Consider the following 20,263-nt stretch of genomic DNA (forward strand, 5'->3'; position numbering starts at 1 on the left):
CACGTTTTGCAGCCTTAAGAGGAATTTTCCGGAATATCCTGAAACATTGTTTTTAGTTCAGGCACACAGGAGCCGCAGTTCGTTCCGCAGCGCAGCCTGGCACCCAGCGCCGCGACGGAATCACACCCTCCCCCAATCGCCTCGCGTATGACGTTTTCCCCCACGCTGAAACAGCTGCAGATGATCCGGCCCGGATCGACACTGTCCCCGGTCCCCTGTCCATTCAACAACGCGTGGCGCTCAGCAAGCGTCACGGGAGGTGAACGAAACGCGGCTTCAATTACCGCGTGCGCCAGTGTCGGTAACGCAGTGCCTTCCCAGAACCCGAGCATCAGTTGTCCGTCATGCCAGGCCAGCACGCTGCTGCGCTCGCTGGTCTGCGCGACCTGCAGCTGCCAGCCCCGTTCACTGGCGTACTGCATAACCCACGCCAGCAACGGCTTATCCCCCGCCACCGTCAGACGTGAGACTTTACGCCACCAGCAGACAGAGGGTGGAAGCTCCGGCAGTTCACGGGCATAAAGCTCACCCTGCCAGCCCGGCTGCCAGGGCATAATCCTGACGGCCGTCTGTTTACTCTCGGGCTGACCGGACAGCGGGTCACAGCGCCCTTCCACCAGCGCATTCACCTTCCCCTGGCGGGCAAACTGGGCATTCCAGTGCATTGGCACAAACAGCTCACCTTCTCGCAGCCCGTCAGTGATACGCACTCTTGCCAGCATCACCCCACGCGGAGAACTGATGCGCGCCAGCTGTCCGTCGTACAGTGAGAAGCGCATGGCATCGGCGGCGCCGATCTCAACACACGGCTCAGCACTATGCTGCATCAGTTTCGGGACGTATCCCGTCCGGGTCATGGTGTGCCACTGATCGCGGATACGTCCGGTATTGAGAATCAGCGGGTATAGTGCGTTTATTGCCGCACCGTGTGGCTGAGGCTCTACCGGCACAATTTCCCGGCGCGCAAAGGCCCCCGCTGGCCACTGATAAGGCTCAAGCCGGTCCCATTCCTCACGGCTAAGTGACGTCAGTTCATGAAGGTTAAACGCCCGCGCACCGTCATTTTCAAAGGCCGAGAGCGCTGCATGCTCACAAAAAATTTGCTGCGGATGTTCCCAGGCGAAGGCTTCACCATAGCCCAGCGCCTGTGCCACCCGGGCGATGACCCACCAGTCCGGTTTGGTCTCGCCTGGCGCCGGCAGAAAGGCGCGCTGGCGCGAAATACGCCGCTCGGAATTGGTTACCGTACCGTCTTTCTCCCCCCACGCCTGTACCGGGAAGCGGATATGGGCATAGCGGCTGGTGTCGGTCTCCTGCATCACCTCGGAGACAATCACCAGCGGGCAATGTTCCAGCGCCTGGCACACCGCGTGGCTGTCCGGCAGCGAGACGGCAGGATTGGTGCCCATGATCCACACCGCTTTCACTTCGCCGCGGGCGATCGCATCAAACAACTCCACCGCCATCAGGCCCGGCGTCTGGGCCAGTCTTTCTGTACCCCAAAAACGCGCCACCCGCGAAAGAGACTCCGGCTCGAAATTCATGTGAGCGGCAAGCTGGTTCGCCAGCCCACCCACCTCCCGCCCCCCCATCGCGTTAGGCTGTCCGGTCAGCGAAAACGGTCCGCAACCCTGACGGGCGAATTTTCCGCTGGCCAGATGAACGTTGATGATGGCATTACACTTGTCGCTGCCGCTTGAGGACTGATTAATGCCCATGGTGTAGAGCGTGATGGCCCGCGGCGCAGTCACAAACCAGTCGTAGAAGGTCCCCACGTCCTCGGTTGAGAGGCCACAAAACTCAGCCACTCGGGCGATGGGCCACGCGTCGGTTCCCTGAATCAGATTGAGTAAACCGACAAACAGCCCGGCGTCACTGCCGGGCGTAAGCGCCAGATGCAGGTCAGCAATATCGCAGGTGGCCGTTTTGCGTGGGTCGATAACCACAACTTTCATCGCAGGATTGTTCTGGCGCGCCTGTACCAGCCGCTGATACAGCACCGGATGGGTCCATGCCGCATTTGACCCGACCAGCACCACCAGATCGCTGTTTTCCACATCCTCATAGCTGCACGGCACCACATCTTCACCAAACGCGCGCTTGTAGCCTGCCACCGCGGACGACATACAGAGCCGCGAGTTGGTATCTATGTTTGCCGCACCGATAAACCCTTTCATCAGCTTATTGGCGGCGTAATAGTCCTCAGTCAACAGCTGGCCGGAGGCGTAAAACGCCACCGCCTGTGGTCCCCAGGTGTCGATGATGGTCTGCAGCCGTTCACCTGCCGCCGCCAGCGCCCGGGACCATTCCACCTCCTGCCCGTCGACCACCGGGTGCAGCAGTCGCCCCTGCAGACCGGTCGTTTCGCCTAATGCCGAGCCTTTAACGCACAGGCGTCCAAAACTAGCGGGATGGCGTTCATCTCCGCGCACGGTGACCTTCTCGCCCTCTACCGTTGCGATCACGCCGCAGCCCACCCCGCAGTAGGGGCACGTCGTTCGGGTTTCATTCATGACGCCTCCGCACGCAAGATTTGCGCGTCGTTCCCGACCCACACCTGACCGTTTTCTATTTTCACCGGCCAGGCGCGCACCGCAGGTTCCCCGTTATCGACCTGACAGCCGTCGCGCAGACGGATACGCTGCTTATAGAGCGGAGAGATAACCACCGGCTCGCCGGCAGCATCGCCGAGAATACCGCGTGAAAGCACGTTTGCTGTGCTGCCCGGCTCGAGGTCGTCGAGGGCATAGACAGATTGACCAAAGCGGAAAAGCGCAATCGGTTTTCGCCCCAGCCGGGCGCCGATCCCCGCCTGCTCAGGGATCTCATCGATAGCGCAGACCGCTTGCCAGCGTTTATTCTCCTCCACCGGCTGACGGTTCACTTCGGTACGGAACAGCGCCAGACGGCTCGGATCGTTAAGCGTGGTCTGCCATTCACACTGGTAGGTTTCCACCACGCGAACCATCTCCTGTTCCAGCTCGTGCGCAATGCCCAGGCTGTCGTGAAGAATCACCTCGCGCAGGTAATCGATCCCCCCTTCCAGATTGTCCATCCACGTACTGGTACGCTGCAGGCGATCCGCCGTGCGGATGTAGAACATCAGGAAACGGTCGACGGTGCGGATCAGCGTCTCGTCATCCAGATCGCTGGCAAAGAGATCCGCATGGCGCGGTTTCATGCCGCCGTTACCGCAGAGATAAAGGTTCCAGCCTTTGTCGGTCGCAATGACGCCCACGTCCTTGCTCTGAGCCTCCGCACATTCACGGGTACAACCGGACACGGCCATTTTAATTTTGTGCGGCGCGCGTAAGCCTTTATAGCGGTGCTCAAGCGTGACCGCGAGACGCGTGGAATCTTGCACGCCATAGCGGCACCAGGTCGACCCGACGCAGGATTTCACCGTGCGCAGGGATTTACCGTATGCGTGACCGGTCTCAAATCCGGCCTCCACCAGCGCCTGCCAGATCGCCGGCAGCTGGTCGAGCGTGGCGCCAAAGAGGTCGATACGCTGCCCGCCCGTGATTTTGCTGTACAGCTGGTAGCGTTTGGCGATCTGGCCGATAGCTATCAAGCCGTCGGCCGACACTTCTCCTGCAGGCATCCGGGGCACGATGGAGTACGTCCCGTCTTTCTGAATATTGGCAAAGTAACGGTCGTTGGTGTCCTGCAGCGGCAGATGTGCCGGTTTCAGCAGGTACTCATTCCAGCAGGAGGCGAGCACTGACCCCACCAGCGGTTTACAGATTTCGCAACCGTGCCCCTGCCCGTAACGGCTGATAAGCTGGTCGAAGGTACGAATATGATTGACGCGCACCAGGTGATAGATTTCCTGACGCGACCACGGGAAGTGTTCGCAGATGTCCTTTTTCACCTCCACGCCCTGCTCCGCAAGCTGGTACTCCATCACCTGTTTCACCAGCGCACTGCATCCTCCGCAACCGGTCGCGGCTTTGGTGCACTGTTTTATGGCTCCAATATCCGCGGCACCGGCACTTACCGCCTGACAGATATCACCTTTGCTGACGTTATGGCAGGAGCAGATCTGCGCACTGTCAGGCAGTGCTGCCACGCCGAGGGCTTTTGGCGCGCTCCCGGCGAAGGAAGGTAAAATCAGCGTTTCAGGCTCTTTGGGCAACGCTATGCCGTTGAGCATCATCTGCACCAGGGTCGCATATTCGCTGGCATCCCCCACCAGTACGCCGCCCAACAGGGTTTTATTGTCCTCACTGACCACGATCTTTTTATAGATTTGCTGCGGACCATGCGTCCATTGATAGCTTAGCGCGCCGGGTGTTCTTCCATGGGCATCGCCAAACGAGGCCACATCTACCCCCATCAGCTTCAGTTTGGTGCTCATGTCAGCCCCGGTAAAGGCGCTCGCCTCTCCCGCCAGCGTGGCCGATGCCACCCGCGCCATCTGATAACCCGGGGCGACCAGGCCAAAAATTTTACCCTCCCACAGTGCACATTCGCCGATAGCGAACACGTCTTTATCGGAAGTCTGGCACTGGTTATCAATGCAAATCCCGCCGCGCTCTCCGGTCACCAGGCCACTGCTGCGCCCCAGTGCATCCTGCGGGCGAATACCTGCAGAGAAGACCACGATGTCAGTTTCCAGCTGTTCACCGTCCGCAAAGCGCATCACCAGCCCGCCGTTCGCAGAGACGATGTCGGTGGTGGCTTTGCTGGTGTGAACGCCCACGCCAAGCGCTTCGATTTTTTTGCGCAGCATGGCCGCGCCGTCGTTATCGAGTTGTACCGCCATCAGGTGTGGCGCAAACTCCACGACATGCGTTTCCAGGCCCAGCTGTTTCAGGGCATTCGCGGCTTCCAGTCCCAGCAGGCCACCGCCAATGACCACCCCGCGACGGGATTGCTTTGCCTGCGCGGCGATGTTATCCAGGTCGTCCAGCGTACGGTAAACAAAGCAGCCTGGCAGCGTGCTGCCCGGTACCGGAGGCACAAACGGGTACGAGCCGGTCGCCAGCACCAGTTTGTCCCAGTGGGTTTCATGCCCACTGGCGGTACGCACGACGTGTGCGTCGCGATCGATACTCACAATTTGCTGCGAGAGGCGAAGCTCAATGCCGTGTTCAGCAAAGAAATCACCATCCACCAGCGAGAGCGATTCTGCGCTTCGTCCGCCAAAATATTCTGACAAATGCACACGATCGTAGGCGGCATAGCGCTCTTCGCCAAAAACGATAATCTGGTACTGCCGGTGCAAATTGCGCTTCACACAGTCTTCGAGAAAATGATGGCCGACCATACCGTGTCCAACCACCGCCAGCGTAGGTTTTGTCATAGCGTTTTGTCCTGCAACCTGCGGTTGCGTAGTGAATCGATTGAACAGCCAGTCCGCGTGGGCGGGTGCAGCCGTTGCCAGTAAATCGGTGAATGTTGCCGCGTTGCGGCAATCCCCCATCAGCAGCACGCCCGCAAGCGCACCGCGATGCAGTAACAAACGGCGATAGTGACGGGTCAGCGGATCCCAGGCGCTCCAGACCACATCGTCTGGCAGAACCTCTACTCGCCCGGCGCTGAACAGCTCCACACCGGGTACTTTGAGGCGCATGCCGCTGTCGGTCAGGGCAAATGGCGTGCTAGCCTCCCCAGCCAGCCGGGCGGCGAGGATATCCGCCTGCGCCAGGCAAGGTGCAACCAGGCCGAACGTCTGGCCGTCGATTTCACAGCACTCACCAATGGCGCTGATCGCCGGGACTGAGGTCTGCATCTGGTGGTTAACCACAATGCCGCGGACACAGTGAATGCCGCTGCCTTTTGCCAGTGCGACATTGGGCTGCACGCCGGTCGCCAGCACCACGCGAGAGGCGTTAATCTTGCGTCCGTTGTGTAACGTCACGGCATCCGCCGCAATGGCGGTCATTCCCGATGACAGTTCGCAGCGAACGCCGCGCTCCGCCAGCGCCTCTTCAAGCAAAACGCCTGCCTGGCGATCGAGCTGCTGTTCCATCAGCCAGGCACCACGATGCACCAGCGTGACGTTGTCACAAGACCGGGCCAGTGCCGCAGCGACCTCGACGCCGAGCACCCCACCGCCCAGCACTACAGCTGGCCCCGGGTTCTCCTGAATCGCGCGGATATCGGCCAGCGTACGAAAGGTGAAGACATGCGGAGCGTCACCGCCAGGAATGGGGGGTACAAAAGGCGTCGACCCGGTGGCAAAGACCAGTTCGTCCCAGGCCAGCGTGGTTGCTGTGGTATGGACCTCGCGTTTCTCAACATCCACGGAGAGGACCTTTTCGCCCCGTCGTACCGTCACACCCCGTGCGTGATACCAGGCGTCATCCTGCAGGCGGATCTGCTGCGCCTGTTTTTCCCCGCCCAGTACCGGCGAGAGCATGATGCGGTTGTAAGCGTATTCCGACTCCTCGCCAAACACGGTGATCGTGAAGCGACCGGGCGCACGCTCGGTCAGCGAGGCAATCAGCCGTGTTGCGGCCATCCCATTACCGATAACGATCAGTCGCATCATCGCCTCCGTTACGCCGCTTTAGGCTGTTTTTCATAGAGGAAATGGAGGATCTGCTGACGCATATGGTGATAGCGGCTATCGTCCGCCAGCTGAACCCGATTGCGCGGGCGAGGCAGGTCAACGTGCAGCACCTCGCCGACGGTGGCCGCCGGGCCGTTAGTCATCATCAGCACCCGGTCAGAAAGCAGCACGGCCTCGTCCACATCGTGGGTGATAAGCACGATGGTGGTGTTCAGCGCCTGCTGGATTTGCATCACCGAGTCCTGCAGATGCGCGCGCGTGAGCGCATCCAGCGCGCCAAACGGTTCATCCATCAGCAGGACCTTAGGCTTCATCGCCAGCGCACGGGCAATGCCAACGCGCTGTTTCATGCCGCCGGAGATTTCCGAAGGCCGTTTATGCAGGGCATGCCCCATCTGGACGCGATCGAGGTTGTGTTCAATCCACTCCTTGCGCTCCGCCTTGCTCATGGTGCGGCGAAAGACCTGATCCACCGCCAGCGCAACGTTGTCGAAGCAGGTGAGCCACGGCAGCAGAGAATGGTTCTGAAACACCACCGCACGCTCTGGTCCTGGCCCGGCGATTTCGCGGTTATCGCAAATCAGCCCACCTTCGGTCGGCAGGGTGATCCCGGCAATCAGGTTGAGCAACGTCGATTTGCCGCACCCGGAGTGGCCAATCAGGCTCACGGTTTCGCCTTCGTGAATATCAAAAGAGACGTTCTGCAGCGCCAGAAACTCGCCGCTGGCGGTAGAAAAACGCTGGCTCACGGCCTGGACCTGAATTAATGGTTTCATCTTCGCTCCTTATTTTTCCTGCCAGCTAAAGCGACGGGCGATCAGCATCAGCCCCTGCTCCAGCAGCAACCCGACCACGCCAATGATGACGATGGCGATGAGAATGTTTTCGACGTTGAGGTTGTTCCACTCATTCCAGATCCAGAAGCCGATCCCCAGCCCACCGGTGAGCATCTCGGCGGCGACAATGACCAGCCAGGCGATGCCAATAGAGAGGCGAACCCCGGTCAGCACCGCGGGCAGCACGGCCGGGAAGAGGATCCGCCGCATGATGGTCCACTCGGAGAGCTGCAGCACGCGGGCAACGTTAAGGTAATCCTGCGGAATACGACGTACCCCTTCGGCGGTGTTAATCACCATTGGCCATATTGAGCAGATAAAAATGGTCCAGCTGGAGGCGGGCTCCGCTTTCTGGAACAGCAGCAGGCCGATAGGCAGCCAGGCTAAAGGACTGACCGGGCGTAACAGTGCAATCAACGGGCTGAACATGCGCGAGCAAAAGGTGAAGCGACCGATCAGGAAACCGAGCGGGATCCCCGCGAGCGCCGCCAGACCAAAGCCCACCGCCACGCGCTGCAGCGAAGCGAGCACGTTCCAGCCGATACCCATATCGTTTGGCCCGTCGCGGTAAAACGGGTCAGCGAAGAGCGTTAATGCGGAATCCAGCGTGCTGAGCGGCGTCGGGAACCCTTTGCTGTTGATCGCGGCCAGCTGCCAGAGCAACCCCAGTAACCCGAGCCCCAGCAGCGCCGGGATCACGCGCTGCAGAAGGTCATTCATCCGTCGCGTGAACGTCGGTGCGCGGCGGCGAACCTGTACCGGAGGGAGGGTAATCACTTCCCCGCTCGCCGGCGTCTCGTCTTTCGATTTCGTGCTGTGCAGATGCTGCATAATCAGGCCCCTTTACGGTGAATAGCGAAGCGGTTGGCGTAACCGTCCGGATCGGTACCGTTCCAGACGGTACCGTCCATCAGGGTGCTGCTGCGATACGGTGATGACGGGGTGGATATGCCTCCCACCGCCGTGGCGGCATCCTGCCAGACCGAGGTCTGGTTAATGCGCTGCGCGATGGCGGCATAATCCGGCGCCGATTTGAGCAAGCCCCAGCGGCGGAACTGGGTTAAAAACCACATCCCGTCGGAGAGGTACGGATAGCTGACGGCTCCCTCGTTGAAGAAACGGATCGGATGCGCATCCTGCCAGCGCTGGCCAAGCCCGTTGTCGTACTCTCCCAGCATCCGTCCGGTGAGATATTGCTCTTTGGTGTTCAGCCACGCCCGGCGAGCGAGGATTTGGGCGGTCTCACGTTTGTTGTCTGGTGATGCATCGATCCAGCGTGCGGCTTCCAGTACCGCACTCACCAGCGCCCGCGCGGTGTTCGGGTTTTTCTCCACCCAGTCGCGACGTGTGCCAAGAATTTTTTCCGGATGATCGGCCCAGATCGACTGGGACGTTGCGGCGGTAAACCCGATGCGGTCGTTAATGGCGCGTGCATTCCACGGCTCACCAACGCAAAAGCCGACCATGTTGCCAATCCGCATGTTCATCACCATTTGCGGCGGCGGCACAACCACGGTCCGGACGTCATCGAACGGATTAATGCCCGCGCTGGCCAGCCAGTAGTACAACCACATCGCATGCGTACCGGTCGGGAAGGTGTGTGCGAAGGTATAAGTGCCGGGTGCCTGCTGCCCAATCAGCGTTTTCAGCCCGTCGAGATCGCGAACGCCCTTCTCGGCCAGATCGCTGGAGAGCGTGATGGCCTGACCGTTCTGGTTCAGGGTCATCAGGTTTGCCATCTGCTGTGGCTTACCGGCAAGCCCCAGCTCCAGCCCGTACAGCAGGCCGTAAAGAATGTGGGCGGCGTCCAGTTCGCCAGCCACCAGCTTATCGCGCACGGCTGCCCAGCTTGCCTCTTTGGTTGGCACGATGGTGATGCCATATTTTTTATCAAACCCCTTCAGCGCCGCGATAACCACCGGCGCGCAGTCGGTTAACGGTATAAACCCGATGCGCACCGTCTCCTGCTCCGGTTTATCCGAGCCTGCCGCCCACGCGGCCTGCATGATGCCCGGTAACAACATGGCGCCGCTCGCCAGCATGCTGGCCTGTAAAAACCGCCGTCTCGACAAATCCGCCATGACCACTCCTGAAAAAAAGACAAAAAAAAGCGCCCACCCGTGCCAAAGCACCGCTGGACGCCTTTATCCCGAAGACAGATGCACCGCCGTTGGCACACCGTCAAAAATGGTTAATCAGATAATGCAAAGGGAATGCCAGGTTTTACTGCCCTGTTTTCCGGGCGTTTACCGGGATTTCTCCACGACCGCGCACCTCAATCAGGCACTAAATGCCCACTGATTGTGCAGCTACTCCTTAGGGGTTACCTGCCACAAGCTCTTCACGGTGAGCAGCGCACGGGCGATATCCACCATGCGCTGGTTTTTGTCCATCGCCATTTTACGCAGCGCCGTCCATGCCTGTTCCTCACTCATCTTTTGATGGGTCATCAGTACGCTTTTCGCTTTATCGATGGTTTTGCGCTCTTCGAGCGTATCGCGCAGTGACGCAAGCTGACGGGAAAGCTGTTCTATCTCGCGCGCCTGCTGGCGAACCAGGGTTAACAAGGGCTTATCGGGGTAAGAGGCCAGCGGGTCGTCCAGCTCGTCAGCCGGGAGCGTGTAGTCCTCCTGTCGATGGATACGTTCGTCCACCGCGATCATCAGATCGGCGATAACCATCTCCTCCAGGGTGCGCAGATGCTCAAGGCGTGCCGTTTGCAGAGCAAACCAGGCCAGTGCGGTATGGCCATTGTCAGCGGCTGGCTGGCGGGTACAGGCCACGCGCCTCAGTTGTTCCGTCTCACGGTCAGGCTGGCAATTCTGGGAAAAGGTGGTTTGCACATCCGCCGTGCTGTGGGTCATGAAAATCTCGAAGCAGGCCTGCTGTCCGTCAATCCGGTCCACCAGCCGCTGACGGATGCCATCGTCAAAATAGCCCTGCGTGAAGCCAATCGCGCCCAGCGCCCGCTCTTGTCCCGCCAGCTCTTTACCTTGCATCAGGCTATAAAGCGCGACAAAACGGCCTGCGATTTGCGGATCGTCAATGCTGTCATTAAGCTGCGGTACGATACTGAGCAGATGACGCAGGATGCGACAATAGTGATCCATCGCCTGCGGGGCCGTGATGGTTTGCTGAATAACGCCGTCACGAAGGGCTGACAGGTTATCCAGACTGAGCAGCGCGGCGGCTATACGTTCGCACACGCCGCTGCCCTGGAACGGGGAGTGATTATCCAGAACGTCATAAAGCGCAGTGAGGTTTTCATTCACCAGCGCCCGGCTCGCTTTGCATTCGGCAGCGTACAGCTTACCCTGTGAGCAGAGCCAGACGTTAGAGGCTCCACGCTCGCACTGCAGCATATGCACCAGCAGACTGATGGCGTTAACCAGCACGCCAAGCTGTGCCAGCCTGCTCAGTTGCTCCCGGCGCATCGACCTTGCACGCTGGAGCCATTCGGTCGCACCTGGCGAAATGCCAGCCATAAATGTCATGCTTACTCTCCCGGACAGCGAAACCCTGGATAGCTAAGCAATATTCGTGCCTTTAAAAGAACAGGAGTCAACATGCAAAAGATTGTTATCGTCGCCAACGGTGCGGCTTACGGCAGCGAATCCCTTTTTAACAGCCTGCGTCTGGCGATCGCGCTACGTGATAAAGAGAGTGAACTGGAGTTACGGCTCTTTTTAATGTCGGATGCGGTCACCGCCGGGCTGAAGGGACAAAAACCGGCAGAAGGTTACAACATCCAGCAGATGCTGGAGATCCTGACCGCGCAAAACGTTCCGGTCAAACTGTGCAAGACCTGCACCGACGGGCGCGGCATCACCGGATTACCGCTGATTGAAGGTGTGGAAATCGGCACGCTCGTTGAACTGGCCGAGTGGACTCTGCGCGCCGATAAAGTATTAACTTTTTAATAATAAACCCGTAAAAATATTATTTTCTTATGGACGCGGTTTCAGCATCAAGTTTACCTGCAGGGTTGCCGATAGGCATGGAAACAACACAGCAGGTATTTCACTTATGTTCAGATCCATTCGTGCACGCATCATTGTCGCGACGACAGGTTGTCTGGTCGTCGCCCTTCTTCTTAATACTGTCATCAATTTTCAGGTCACACGCCAGGATAACCAGCAGTCACAGCGCGACATCCTGACCAGCACCAGCGCCAGCCATAACATGGCGATTGCGGACTGGGTGAAGAGCAAAATGACGGTTATCGCCTCCGCACAAACCGTTGCGCTCAGTGACGATCCGGTTCCGGTCTTTAAACAGCTTGCCCAGGCGGGTGGGTTCACTAACGTATACGTTGGCTATGCCAGCAAAACGGCGAAATTCTCTGAACCAGCGGGCGTACCGGCGGATTATGACCCCACGATCCGTCCCTGGTATCAGCAGGTCGTAAACCAGGATAGCCCGGTCGTGACCGCGCCATATGTTGACGCCGGTAGCGGAAAACTGGTGGTGACGTTTGCCGTGCCGGTGAAAGAAAACGGTACCCTGAAAGCCGTGGTGGCTGGCGATGTGGCGATGGACAGCGTGGTAGCTAACGTGCGCGGGATCCACCCAACCCCGGCAAGCAGCGGGCTGCTGCTGAATAGCGATGGCACCGTCATTGCCGCCAGCGACCCTGCCCTGACGCTTAAACCGTTCGCCGAAACCCTCAAAGGCATCGACTTTGCGGCGCTGAAAAGCGGAAACCCGGTAAACGGGACCTTCAATGGCGCCGAAAAAACCTTCGTGGCAACCGCCGTGCCGGGTACGAACTGGATGCTGGTTGTTGCCCTGGACACAGGCGATGCCACCTCCGGAATGCGCTCGCTGCTGAAAGCCTCGGCCATCTCGCTGGTGATCCTGGCCTTACTCAGCGGCGCCATTGTTCACTTCCTGATTGCGCGTCTGCTGAAGCGCCTGTCTGACATTCGCGATGCGATGCATAACATTGCGAACGGCACTAACGATCTGTCGCAACGCCTGCCGGACAGCGGCGATGACGAAGTGGCGCAGATAGCGCAGGCGTTTAACGCCTTCAGCGACAAGCTCTCGGTGGTGATGGTACAACTGCGGGATGCCAGCGCATCGGTGAAAAACGCCGCGCGGGAAATTGCGGCAGGTAACCAGGACCTCTCAGGGCGTACCGAGCAGGCCGCCTCCAGCCTTCGCGAAACGGCCAGCGCCGTGGAAGAGATCACCGCGTCGGTAACCCAGTCGAACGAGTCTGCGGCTGAAGCCAATGACCAGGCGAGTAAGGCCTCTGCGGCGGCGGCTCGCGGCGGCGAGGTGGTATCTCAGGCCATCAGCACCATGCAGTCCATTGAAGTGGCTTCCGCGAAGATTGGCGACATCACCAGCGTGATTGACGGGATTGCCTTCCAGACCAATATCCTGGCGCTGAACGCCTCGGTGGAAGCCGCACGCGCCGGAGAGCAAGGCCGTGGGTTTGCCGTGGTGGCCGGCGAGGTGCGTAATCTGGCCAGCCGCAGCGCGCAGGCGGCGAAAGAGATTAAAACGCTTATCGATTCCACCACCAACAGCGTGGCCACCGGCTCCCGCTACGTTCATCTGGCCGGGGAAAGCATGAACGAAATCCGCTCCAGCATCGGTAGCGTGTCGGGCATCATGCGTGAAATCTCCATCGCCACCAGCGAGCAGATGAAAGGCATCCAGGAGATTAACCATGCGGTGACCCATCTGGACAGAATGGTTCAGCAGAACGCCGAACTGGTGGTGCAATCTGCCGCTGCAGCCGGCGCGCTGCAGAGCCAGGCGGGCGACCTTGCTGAAACTGCCGGGCATTTCCGCATTTAATGTTAGGGTGGCGCGCGTTCACCGGGCAAAACGCGCGCCAGAGTAAATTTTCAGGGATTTTGTCATTTTTGTTTAATCGTTACGCCATTTTTTGATCAAAGTCAGCATCCTCACCCTCCCCCTTTGGTGTTATGCCATGAGTGAATTGTGAACAATATCACGCTCGGATATGGCAGCAGGGAGAGCGTTGTTTAAGACTACGGGGTAAAAAATGGCACTGGTAAAAACAAGTTTGAAATTGTTTGGCGGGGATACGGTCGTGGTGCGGTGTTCTGAGCGCTGCCGCATTCATTTGATGAGTTCGAAAGCACAACAACACTCGCAGGCGGATATCCTGACCGTGCAGGATGACAAGGCATGGCTTACCGTGCCGTACACCGGCACGTGGGATGTCCTGATTGACAGCCATAGCCAGTCACTGGAGCATTCCGTAAGCTACGTTGCTGCATAAGAGACAAACGCCCGGTCAGCTCACGCAGCCGGGCGCATTCTCAGGCAAAACCGGGACGCAGCGTATTATTCAGCGGGTTCCCTTCCAGCAGCGCTTTCACTTTCACCACCAGCTCATTCAGACAATCGTCCTTCATGCCGAGGCGCGTCAGCTCCTGGTCGAGCGAAAAGAGATACTGCGCGTTGGTGCCCAGCGGTCCACTGGCGGCAGCGATCAACGGGGCAATAACCTGCGTGCGGGTATCCGCTTCATACAGCGGATGGCGCGGATCCATAATAAACACCAGCGCGTTAACGGTACGTCCGTCATCGAGTTCCAGCTTGCACCAGCTCGGCATATAGCAGCCGGTGATCATCTCGCGCTTCCACAGCAGCGTCAATTCGTCTTCCAGCGTTGCATCCGGCAGACGGTAGGCCACCCCCGTGGTGCGTCCGCCTTCTTTTAGTGCAAGCATGCGTCCAGGCTGACACGCGCTACCTCGACCGGCCGTCAGGCGCAAACAAAATGCGCGATGCCAGCCAGGAAGTGTACCTGTTGCCGATTCGACAAATTCGAGAGCCGGGTTCCACATCAGCGAACCGTAGCCAAAAATCCATACCGGGCCATCATCCGGGCGGCACGCCAGCGTGGCAGCGAGCGACGCCGCACGTTGTTCAGCTGACCAGAGAAGCGATTCCTCAATAGCACCAAATGCCGTCTTACAATCTGCCTTCATTAAGAAATCACGCGTTAACACTTTCCACCTCCGCCACTGCATGCTTCCTTGCGACATCTGTAATCCGCCTTCCCGGCATTGTGTGCTGGTCATTTTGCCAGCAGTTGAGTAACGATAAGCAATTCACGGGCCAGTTGCAATACAACGGAAGTTCAACCGCCTGAAAAGTCAAAACGAAGGCAGCGAATGATTTCACGGCTATTTCTTTTTATGCCATTTATCGTCGTCTCCTTTCTCATATTCATGTTTTACTGCGGCCCAGGCGACTTTGTGCGCGGTCTCTTCACGGCTGGCATCATCACGTCGATCTTCTTTATCTTTGTATTGATCCCAGGCGCTGTTAAAGGCCTCTTTGTAGATATCCTGCGCGTGCGCGGGCAATACGTGTTGCACGCTGTCTGGTAATTCGCGTTTCGTTTTATATGGCATCGCTAACCCCTCTTTTGGTTAAAGAGGTAAGTGTGGACGACGATACGGCATGGTGCCAGTAAATTAAGAATTATGCGTAAATGATAATTTTAATATTATGTTATTAAAGGATTAATTATAGAACACACCATATTATCGACACCACACAGCCAAAACATTACAAACAGTAAAATTGAGTAAAAAATCAAGGGTATTTAACAGAGATCTGTTAATTTAATGACCGAAAATTCTATCTATAATTACAAGCACCTGCATTGATGGAGAAGCACATGACAGCAGCACACGAGGCGGTGAAGACCCGCCACAAGGAGACATCACTCATTTTCCCGGTCCTGGCACTGGCTGTGCTGCTCTTCTGGGGAAGCAGTCAGTCACTGCCAGTGGTAGTTGGTATCAATATTCTTGCTCTGGTGGGTATCTTAACCAGCGCCTTTAGCGTTGTTCGCCATGCGGACGTATTAGCCCACCGCCTGGGTGAGCCTTACGGCTCGTTAATTCTCAGCCTTTCGGTGGTTATCCTCGAAGTCAGCCTGATTTCCGCGCTGATGGCGACCGGTGACGCCGCACCGACCCTGATGCGTGACACCCTCTACTCCATCATTATGATTGTGACAGGTGGTCTGGTGGGCTTTTCACTGTTACTGGGCGGCCGCAAATTTGCGACCCAGTACATGAATCTGTTCGGCATAAAACAGTATCTGATTGCCCTTTTCCCGCTGGCAATTATTGTGCTGGTCTTCCCGATGGCATTGCCGGGGGCCAACTTCTCAACCGGTCAGGCGCTGCTGGTTGCGCTGATTTCCGCAGCCATGTACGGCGTGTTCCTGCTGATTCAGACCAAAACGCACCAGAGCCTGTTCGTCTATGAACATGAAGATGACGGCGACGACCCGCATCACGGTAAGCCATCGGCTCACAGCAGCGCGTGGCATACGGTTTGGCTGATCGTACATCTGATTGCGGTTATCGCCGTGACCAAAATGAACGCCAACCCGCTGGAGACGCTGTTAACCGAGCTGAATGCCCCGGTCGCGTTTACCGGTTTCCTGGTGGCGCTGCTTATCCTGTCGCCTGAGGGTCTGGGGGCGTTGAGGGCGGTGCTGAACAATCAGGTGCAACGCGCAATGAATCTGTTCTTTGGCTCGGTCCTGGCGACAATCTCACTCACCGTGCCGGTGGTGACGCTGATTGCCTTTATGACCGGTAACGAGCTGCAGTTTGCGCTGGGTGCGCCAGAGATGATTGTGATGGTGGCTTCACTGCTGCTGTGTCAGATATCCTTCTCGACCGGGCGCACCAACGTGCTGAACGGCGCGGCGCACATGGCGCTGTTTGTGGCCTATCTGATGACGATATTTGCCTAAGCGTTGTTCGGTGAGGCTCTGAGGCCACACCCGACATCTCTTCTATCGGAAGAGGAATAACCAAAAAAAACCCGCCGAAGCGGGTTTTTTTACTAGTGGCTGGTATCCAGCTCGTCGAAACTCTTCACCAGATCGTCAATCGCTTTGATCTGTTTCAGGAACGGCTCCAGTTTAGCCAGCGGCAATGCGGATGGGCCATCGCACTTCGCGTTGTCCGGGTCCGGGTGCGCTTCAATGAACAGACCGGCCAGGCCAGTCGCCATACCGGCGCGCGCCAGCTCGGTGACCTGCGCACGGCGGCCGCCAGAAGCTGCACCAAACGGGTCGCGGCACTGCAGCGCATGGGTCACATCGAAGATGACCGGAGACTGGTTGGACACGTTCTTCATCACGCTGAAGCCGAGCATATCAACGACCAGGTTGTCGTAACCGAAGTTTGCGCCACGGTCACACAGGATCACTTTGTCGTTGCCGCCTTCGATAAATTTATCGACGATGTTACCCATCTGGCCAGGGCTCACGAACTGAGGTTTCTTCACGTTGATGACCGCGCCGGTTTTCGCCATCGCTTCCACCAGGTCCGTCTGACGTGCCAGGAACGCTGGCAGCTGGATAACGTCGACAACGTCCGCAACAGGCTGCGCCTGAGAAGCTTCGTGCACGTCGGTGATCACTTTCACGCCAAAGGTCTGTTTCAGTTCCTGGAAAATTTTCATCCCCTCTTCCAGGCCCGGGCCACGGTAAGAGTGAATGGAGGAACGGTTGGCTTTGTCAAAAGAGGCCTTAAACACGTACGGGATACCCAGTTTCTGGGTCACGGTCACGTAGTGCTCGCAGATACGCATCGCGAGATCACGGGATTCCAGCACGTTCATACCGCCAAACAGCACGAACGGCAGGTCGTTTGCCACGTTGATATCACCAATGCTAACCACTTTTTGTTTCATAGGATCGCCTTATTCAGGTGTGAATCGGAATTAAGATTAATGCAGTGTAATTTGTTTGTGCGAGATCGCGTTGATCTGCGCACGAATCATTTCGCTAATAGGGTCTTCCGGGCATTGCTCAACGAAATAATTCAGATCGTTCAGCGCCACATGCTCGCAATCAAGCTGGGCATAAATCAGCCCGCGATCGCGGATTTCGTACGGATCTTCCGGATTAAACTGCAGCAGCACTTCACTGGCACGTAATGCCAGCTCCATCTGACGCTCTTCCATCAGCGCAGATTTCAGCGTATCCAGCAGTTTACGGATCACCTCGGCGTTATCCGCCTCGTCGAGATCTTCATTAAAGAGCTCGGCAACCGGGCTGATATTGCCTTTTAACCAGACGTCCAGCGTATGCTCATCCAGCGTATCGCCGTTAAACGGATTGATGAGCCACATCTCACCGTCCAGCCACTCCGCTCGCAGGATCATCTGCGTCGGGAAAATGACCGGCACCAGTGGAATATCCAGACGATGCGCGACCCACAGCAAAATGGAACCCAGCGCAACCGCGCTGCCCTGACGATTTTTCAAGACCTGATCCAGCCATAGTGCGTCAGACAGACGATACACGCCACGCGTGTCGCAGAAACCCCATTCGCCGTAGAAAAGCTCAAGCAGCTTCTCTAATTGCCAGTCCTGCGGGCGCGCCTGATTGATCTCTTCACGCGCCAGGCTGACCAGATTCTCCAGCTCTTCGTAGACGTACTGCGACGTAAAATCGTCGCGGATCATCTCCGAAATCAGGATCATGCCATCGCAAAGCGGCACTTTATTAAATTCGAAATCGGCTAAGGACCTCATGACTTACCCCAGTAACGGTATTCTTGTGGTGGCGAGTTTAATGATGATGTACAGCACCACCAGCCCCAGCAGAAAGGCGATAAAACCGGCCTGCTGGCTGCGCGGACGACGACGCCCAAGCGCGATAAAACCCAAAACGATGTAGATGATAACGCCAAACAGCTTTTCAGTCAGCCATGCGCCTTTATCAGTAAATGGCAGATAGCCGGTCTTCCACATTAATCCGGCCCCTGAGAGAAACAGCACCGTGTCAATACAGTGCGGCGCAATACGCACCCAGCGGGCGTCAATCAGCGGATTATTGCTGTAACGCCACCCGTAACGGACGATGAAAAAGCTGATGGTCAGGGCAACGGCTATCAGGTGGGCCGTGATCAGCACGGTAAACAGACTCATGCCCATTGTCCCAGCGTCAGACGGTCGTTGCCGCCATAGTCGCGACAGGTTTCCACCGCACGATAACCTGCAGCGATGAACACGTCACGCACCGCGTCCCCTTGCGTCCAGCCGTGCTCGACCAGCAGCCAGCCGCCGGGGTGCAAATGCTGTCGTGACGTTGTCACAATATGCACAATATCCGCCAGCCCTTCGTTGGCAGCGACCAGCGCCGTCAGCGGTTCAAAACGCACGTCCCCTTGCGTCAGGTGCGGGTCATGCTCGTCGATATAGGGAGGGTTGCTGACAATCATCCCGAACGTGCGGTTATCCAGCGCGCTAAACCAGCTGCTTTGCAGAACGGTGACGTTCGGGAAGCCCAGACGCGCCACGTTACGCTGCGCCAGCGCTACCGCATCGGGCATCACGTCAACCGCCGTCACCTCGCAGTCCGGACGCTCGCTGGCCAGCGCCAGGGCAATTGCGCCAGTGCCGGTTCCAAGATCAAGAATTCGGCAGGCTTGTGCGGGTAAACGCGACAGCGCCTGCTCCACCAGACACTCGGTGTCCGGACGTGGGATCAGGGTCGCTGGGGAGACGTACAACGGCAGTGACCAGAACTCACGCTCCCCGACCAGATGCGCCACCGGCTCACCGGTTTTGCGTCGGGCAAGCAGCGTAGCGAGCTGCGCTTCCTGCTCAGCGCTGAGCTGAGTCTCGCCGAAAGCCAGCAGGTAAGTGCGGGCTTTCCCCGTCACAAACTCAAGCAAAATTTCGGCGTCACGTTTAGGGCTTTCGCTCGCGGAAAGCTCACTGGCGGCCTGCCGTAACCAGTGCTGAAACTCCATTATTCCTGCTCGGACAGTGCTGCCAGCTGGTCGGCCTGGTATTCCTGCACGATAGGCTCAATCAGCATATCCAGCTTTCCTTCCATCACTTCGTCCAGACGGTACAGGGTCAGGTTGATGCGGTGGTCGGTAACACGGCCCTGCGGGAAGTTATAGGTACGGTTACGGTCGCTGCGATCGCCGCTGCCCAGCAGGTTACGACGCGTGGAGGCTTCCGCCTGTTGACGTTTTGCCATTTCAGCCGCGTGGATACGCGCGCCCAGCACGGATAAGGCTTTGGCTTTGTTCTTGTGCTGTGAACGTTCGTCCTGGCACTCCACCACGATGCCGGTTGGCAGGTGGGTAATACGGATAGCGGAATCGGTGGTGTTAACGTGCTGACCCCCTGCCCCGGAGGAGCGGAAGGTATCGATACGCAGGTCCGCCGGGTTGATGTCCGGCAATTCTGCTTCAGGCAGCTCTGGCATCACCGCAACCGTACAGGCAGAAGTGTGAATTCGCCCCTGAGATTCGGTGGCAGGTACGCGCTGCACGCGATGACCGCCGGATTCAAACTTCAGACGACCGTACACGCCGTCACCGCTGATTTTAGCGATAACCTCTTTGTAGCCGCCATGTTCACCGTCGTTGGCGCTCATGATCTCAACGCGCCAGCGACGCGCTTCGGCGTAGCGGCTGTACATACGGAACAGATCGCCGGCAAACAGTGCCGCTTCGTCACCGCCGGTCCCGGCGCGGACTTCGACAAAGGCGTTACGCTCATCGTCCGGATCTTTTGGCAGCAGAAGCACCTGCAACTGTTGCTCCATCTCTTCAGCACGCGCTTTTGCGTCCAGCAACTCTTCCTGCGCCATCTCGCGCATTTCAGGGTCGTCGAGCATCATCTGCGCGGTTTCAATATCTTCCTGGACCTGTCGCCAGTCGGTAAAGCATTTTGATACATCACTCAACTGCGCGTATTCACGCGAGAGCGCGCGAAAACGTTCCTGGTCAGCAATGGTCCCGGCATCGCCGAGCAGCGCCTGTACTTCTTCATGGCGCTCGTGCAGAGCTTCCAGTTTAGCGACGATAGAAGGCTTCATAGGCGTAAATGCACCTTGTAATAGAAAATGGGTATAGGG

General features: G+C 57.9%; 17 protein-coding genes. 4 read left to right on the plus strand and 13 right to left on the minus strand.

Annotated elements, in window-relative coordinates; all coding sequences use genetic code 11:
• Positions 1-14: 14 nt before the first annotated feature.
• The 6 genes from AAIR21_RS23090 to nasR form a co-directional block, all read right to left on the minus strand.
• Positions 15-2,513: a nitrate reductase gene (locus AAIR21_RS23090; RefSeq protein WP_183516268.1), complete on the minus strand. Its 2,499-nt coding sequence runs from the start codon at positions 2,511-2,513 to the stop codon at positions 15-17.
• A complete protein-coding gene (gene nirB / locus AAIR21_RS23095) occupies positions 2,510-6,496 on the minus strand; it encodes a nitrite reductase large subunit NirB (RefSeq protein ID WP_183516648.1) in 3,987 nt (1,328 codons plus the stop codon). The genes AAIR21_RS23090 and nirB overlap by 4 nt, the downstream gene beginning before the upstream one ends.
• 11 nt (positions 6,497-6,507) lie before the next feature.
• Entirely contained in the window at positions 6,508-7,296 is a 789-nt protein-coding gene (locus tag AAIR21_RS23100; protein WP_014170481.1) for an ABC transporter ATP-binding protein, read from the minus strand.
• 9 nt (positions 7,297-7,305) lie between these two features.
• The gene (gene ntrB, locus AAIR21_RS23105; RefSeq protein ID WP_025203918.1) at positions 7,306-8,187 is read right to left on the minus strand and encodes a nitrate ABC transporter permease; all 882 of its coding nucleotides are present in this window, start codon (positions 8,185-8,187) and stop codon (positions 7,306-7,308) included.
• 2 nt (positions 8,188-8,189) lie between these two features.
• Complete coding sequence (locus AAIR21_RS23110; protein ID WP_183516267.1) at positions 8,190-9,437, minus strand: CmpA/NrtA family ABC transporter substrate-binding protein; 1,248 nt, start codon at positions 9,435-9,437, stop codon at positions 8,190-8,192.
• A gap of 228 nt (positions 9,438-9,665) precedes the next feature.
• Positions 9,666-10,850 carry a nitrate regulatory protein NasR gene (nasR, locus tag AAIR21_RS23115; RefSeq protein ID WP_196087376.1) on the minus strand — a complete coding sequence of 395 codons (1,185 nt, stop codon included), beginning with the start codon at positions 10,848-10,850 and terminating at the stop codon, positions 9,666-9,668.
• Between the two features lie 72 nt (positions 10,851-10,922).
• Between nasR and AAIR21_RS23120 the strand changes: the two genes are divergently transcribed.
• The 3 genes from AAIR21_RS23120 to AAIR21_RS23130 all read left to right on the plus strand — a co-directional run bounded on the left by AAIR21_RS23120 (position 10,923) and on the right by AAIR21_RS23130 (position 13,618).
• The gene (locus AAIR21_RS23120; protein ID WP_020882353.1) at positions 10,923-11,276 is read left to right on the plus strand and encodes a DsrE/DsrF/TusD sulfur relay family protein; all 354 of its coding nucleotides are present in this window, start codon (positions 10,923-10,925) and stop codon (positions 11,274-11,276) included.
• 106 nt (positions 11,277-11,382) lie between these two features.
• Complete coding sequence (locus tag AAIR21_RS23125; RefSeq protein ID WP_183516265.1) at positions 11,383-13,167, plus strand: methyl-accepting chemotaxis protein; 1,785 nt, start codon at positions 11,383-11,385, stop codon at positions 13,165-13,167.
• A gap of 211 nt (positions 13,168-13,378) precedes the next feature.
• Positions 13,379-13,618, plus strand: coding sequence for a DUF1883 domain-containing protein (locus tag AAIR21_RS23130; RefSeq protein ID WP_014170489.1), 240 nt, complete (start codon positions 13,379-13,381; stop codon positions 13,616-13,618).
• Positions 13,619-13,658: 40 nt separating this feature from the next.
• On the opposite strand, the gene AAIR21_RS23135 is transcribed toward AAIR21_RS23130, so the two are convergent.
• The gene (locus AAIR21_RS23135) at positions 13,659-14,354 is read right to left on the minus strand and encodes a gamma-glutamylcyclotransferase (protein ID WP_020882351.1); all 696 of its coding nucleotides are present in this window, start codon (positions 14,352-14,354) and stop codon (positions 13,659-13,661) included.
• Between the two features lie 177 nt (positions 14,355-14,531).
• A complete protein-coding gene (gene chaB, locus AAIR21_RS23140) occupies positions 14,532-14,762 on the minus strand; it encodes a putative cation transport regulator ChaB (protein WP_032680829.1) in 231 nt (76 codons plus the stop codon).
• A 269-nt stretch (positions 14,763-15,031) separates the two neighbouring features.
• On the opposite strand from chaB, the gene chaA reads away from it, so the two are divergent.
• Positions 15,032-16,126, plus strand: a complete 1,095-nt coding sequence (gene chaA, locus AAIR21_RS23145) for a sodium-potassium/proton antiporter ChaA (protein WP_020882349.1) — start codon at positions 15,032-15,034, stop codon at positions 16,124-16,126.
• A gap of 92 nt (positions 16,127-16,218) precedes the next feature.
• Here the strand turns inward: chaA and kdsA are convergent, their stop codons facing one another.
• Genes kdsA through prfA form a run of 5 tightly spaced genes read right to left on the minus strand, consistent with a single transcriptional unit; the run spans position 16,219 to position 20,224 of the window.
• Entirely contained in the window at positions 16,219-17,073 is an 855-nt protein-coding gene (gene kdsA / locus AAIR21_RS23150; protein ID WP_014170494.1) for a 3-deoxy-8-phosphooctulonate synthase, read from the minus strand.
• 36 nt (positions 17,074-17,109) lie between these two features.
• The gene (gene sirB1, locus AAIR21_RS23155) at positions 17,110-17,919 is read right to left on the minus strand and encodes an invasion regulator SirB1 (protein ID WP_014170496.1); all 810 of its coding nucleotides are present in this window, start codon (positions 17,917-17,919) and stop codon (positions 17,110-17,112) included.
• 3 nt (positions 17,920-17,922) lie between these two features.
• Positions 17,923-18,315, minus strand: coding sequence for an invasion regulator SirB2 (gene sirB2, locus AAIR21_RS23160; RefSeq protein WP_059305521.1), 393 nt, complete (start codon positions 18,313-18,315; stop codon positions 17,923-17,925).
• Positions 18,312-19,142: a peptide chain release factor N(5)-glutamine methyltransferase gene (gene prmC / locus AAIR21_RS23165; RefSeq protein ID WP_040017710.1), complete on the minus strand. Its 831-nt coding sequence runs from the start codon at positions 19,140-19,142 to the stop codon at positions 18,312-18,314. Before prmC ends, sirB2 begins: the two co-directional genes overlap by 4 nt.
• Entirely contained in the window at positions 19,142-20,224 is a 1,083-nt protein-coding gene (gene prfA / locus AAIR21_RS23170) for a peptide chain release factor 1 (RefSeq protein ID WP_020882346.1), read from the minus strand. Before prfA ends, prmC begins: the two co-directional genes overlap by 1 nt.
• Positions 20,225-20,263 lie beyond the last annotated feature (39 nt).

The sequence above is a fragment of the Enterobacter sp. PTB genome (assembly GCF_051130085.1).
GTDB classification, from domain to species: domain Bacteria; phylum Pseudomonadota; class Gammaproteobacteria; order Enterobacterales; family Enterobacteriaceae; genus Enterobacter; species Enterobacter ludwigii.

Excerpts from the sequence above, each read along its gene's own strand:
- AAIR21_RS23090 (WP_183516268.1), bottom strand. The coding sequence starts at position 2,513 with ATGAATGAAACCCGAACGACGTGCCCCTACTGCGGGGTGGGCTGCGGC.
- nirB (WP_183516648.1), bottom strand. The coding sequence starts at position 6,496 with ATGCGACTGATCGTTATCGGTAATGGGATGGCCGCAACACGGCTGATT.
- AAIR21_RS23100 (WP_014170481.1), bottom strand. The coding sequence starts at position 7,296 with ATGAAACCATTAATTCAGGTCCAGGCCGTGAGCCAGCGTTTTTCTACC.
- ntrB (WP_025203918.1), bottom strand. The coding sequence starts at position 8,187 with ATGCAGCATCTGCACAGCACGAAATCGAAAGACGAGACGCCGGCGAGC.
- AAIR21_RS23110 (WP_183516267.1), bottom strand. The coding sequence starts at position 9,437 with ATGGCGGATTTGTCGAGACGGCGGTTTTTACAGGCCAGCATGCTGGCG.
- nasR (WP_196087376.1), bottom strand. The coding sequence starts at position 10,850 with ATGACATTTATGGCTGGCATTTCGCCAGGTGCGACCGAATGGCTCCAG.
- AAIR21_RS23120 (WP_020882353.1), top strand. The coding sequence starts at position 10,923 with ATGCAAAAGATTGTTATCGTCGCCAACGGTGCGGCTTACGGCAGCGAA.
- AAIR21_RS23125 (WP_183516265.1), top strand. The coding sequence starts at position 11,383 with ATGTTCAGATCCATTCGTGCACGCATCATTGTCGCGACGACAGGTTGT.
- AAIR21_RS23130 (WP_014170489.1), top strand. The coding sequence starts at position 13,379 with ATGGCACTGGTAAAAACAAGTTTGAAATTGTTTGGCGGGGATACGGTC.
- chaB (WP_032680829.1), bottom strand. The coding sequence starts at position 14,762 with ATGCCATATAAAACGAAACGCGAATTACCAGACAGCGTGCAACACGTA.
- chaA (WP_020882349.1), top strand. The coding sequence starts at position 15,032 with ATGACAGCAGCACACGAGGCGGTGAAGACCCGCCACAAGGAGACATCA.
- kdsA (WP_014170494.1), bottom strand. The coding sequence starts at position 17,073 with ATGAAACAAAAAGTGGTTAGCATTGGTGATATCAACGTGGCAAACGAC.
- sirB1 (WP_014170496.1), bottom strand. The coding sequence starts at position 17,919 with ATGAGGTCCTTAGCCGATTTCGAATTTAATAAAGTGCCGCTTTGCGAT.
- sirB2 (WP_059305521.1), bottom strand. The coding sequence starts at position 18,315 with ATGAGTCTGTTTACCGTGCTGATCACGGCCCACCTGATAGCCGTTGCC.
- prmC (WP_040017710.1), bottom strand. The coding sequence starts at position 19,142 with ATGGAGTTTCAGCACTGGTTACGGCAGGCCGCCAGTGAGCTTTCCGCG.
- prfA (WP_020882346.1), bottom strand. The coding sequence starts at position 20,224 with ATGAAGCCTTCTATCGTCGCTAAACTGGAAGCTCTGCACGAGCGCCAT.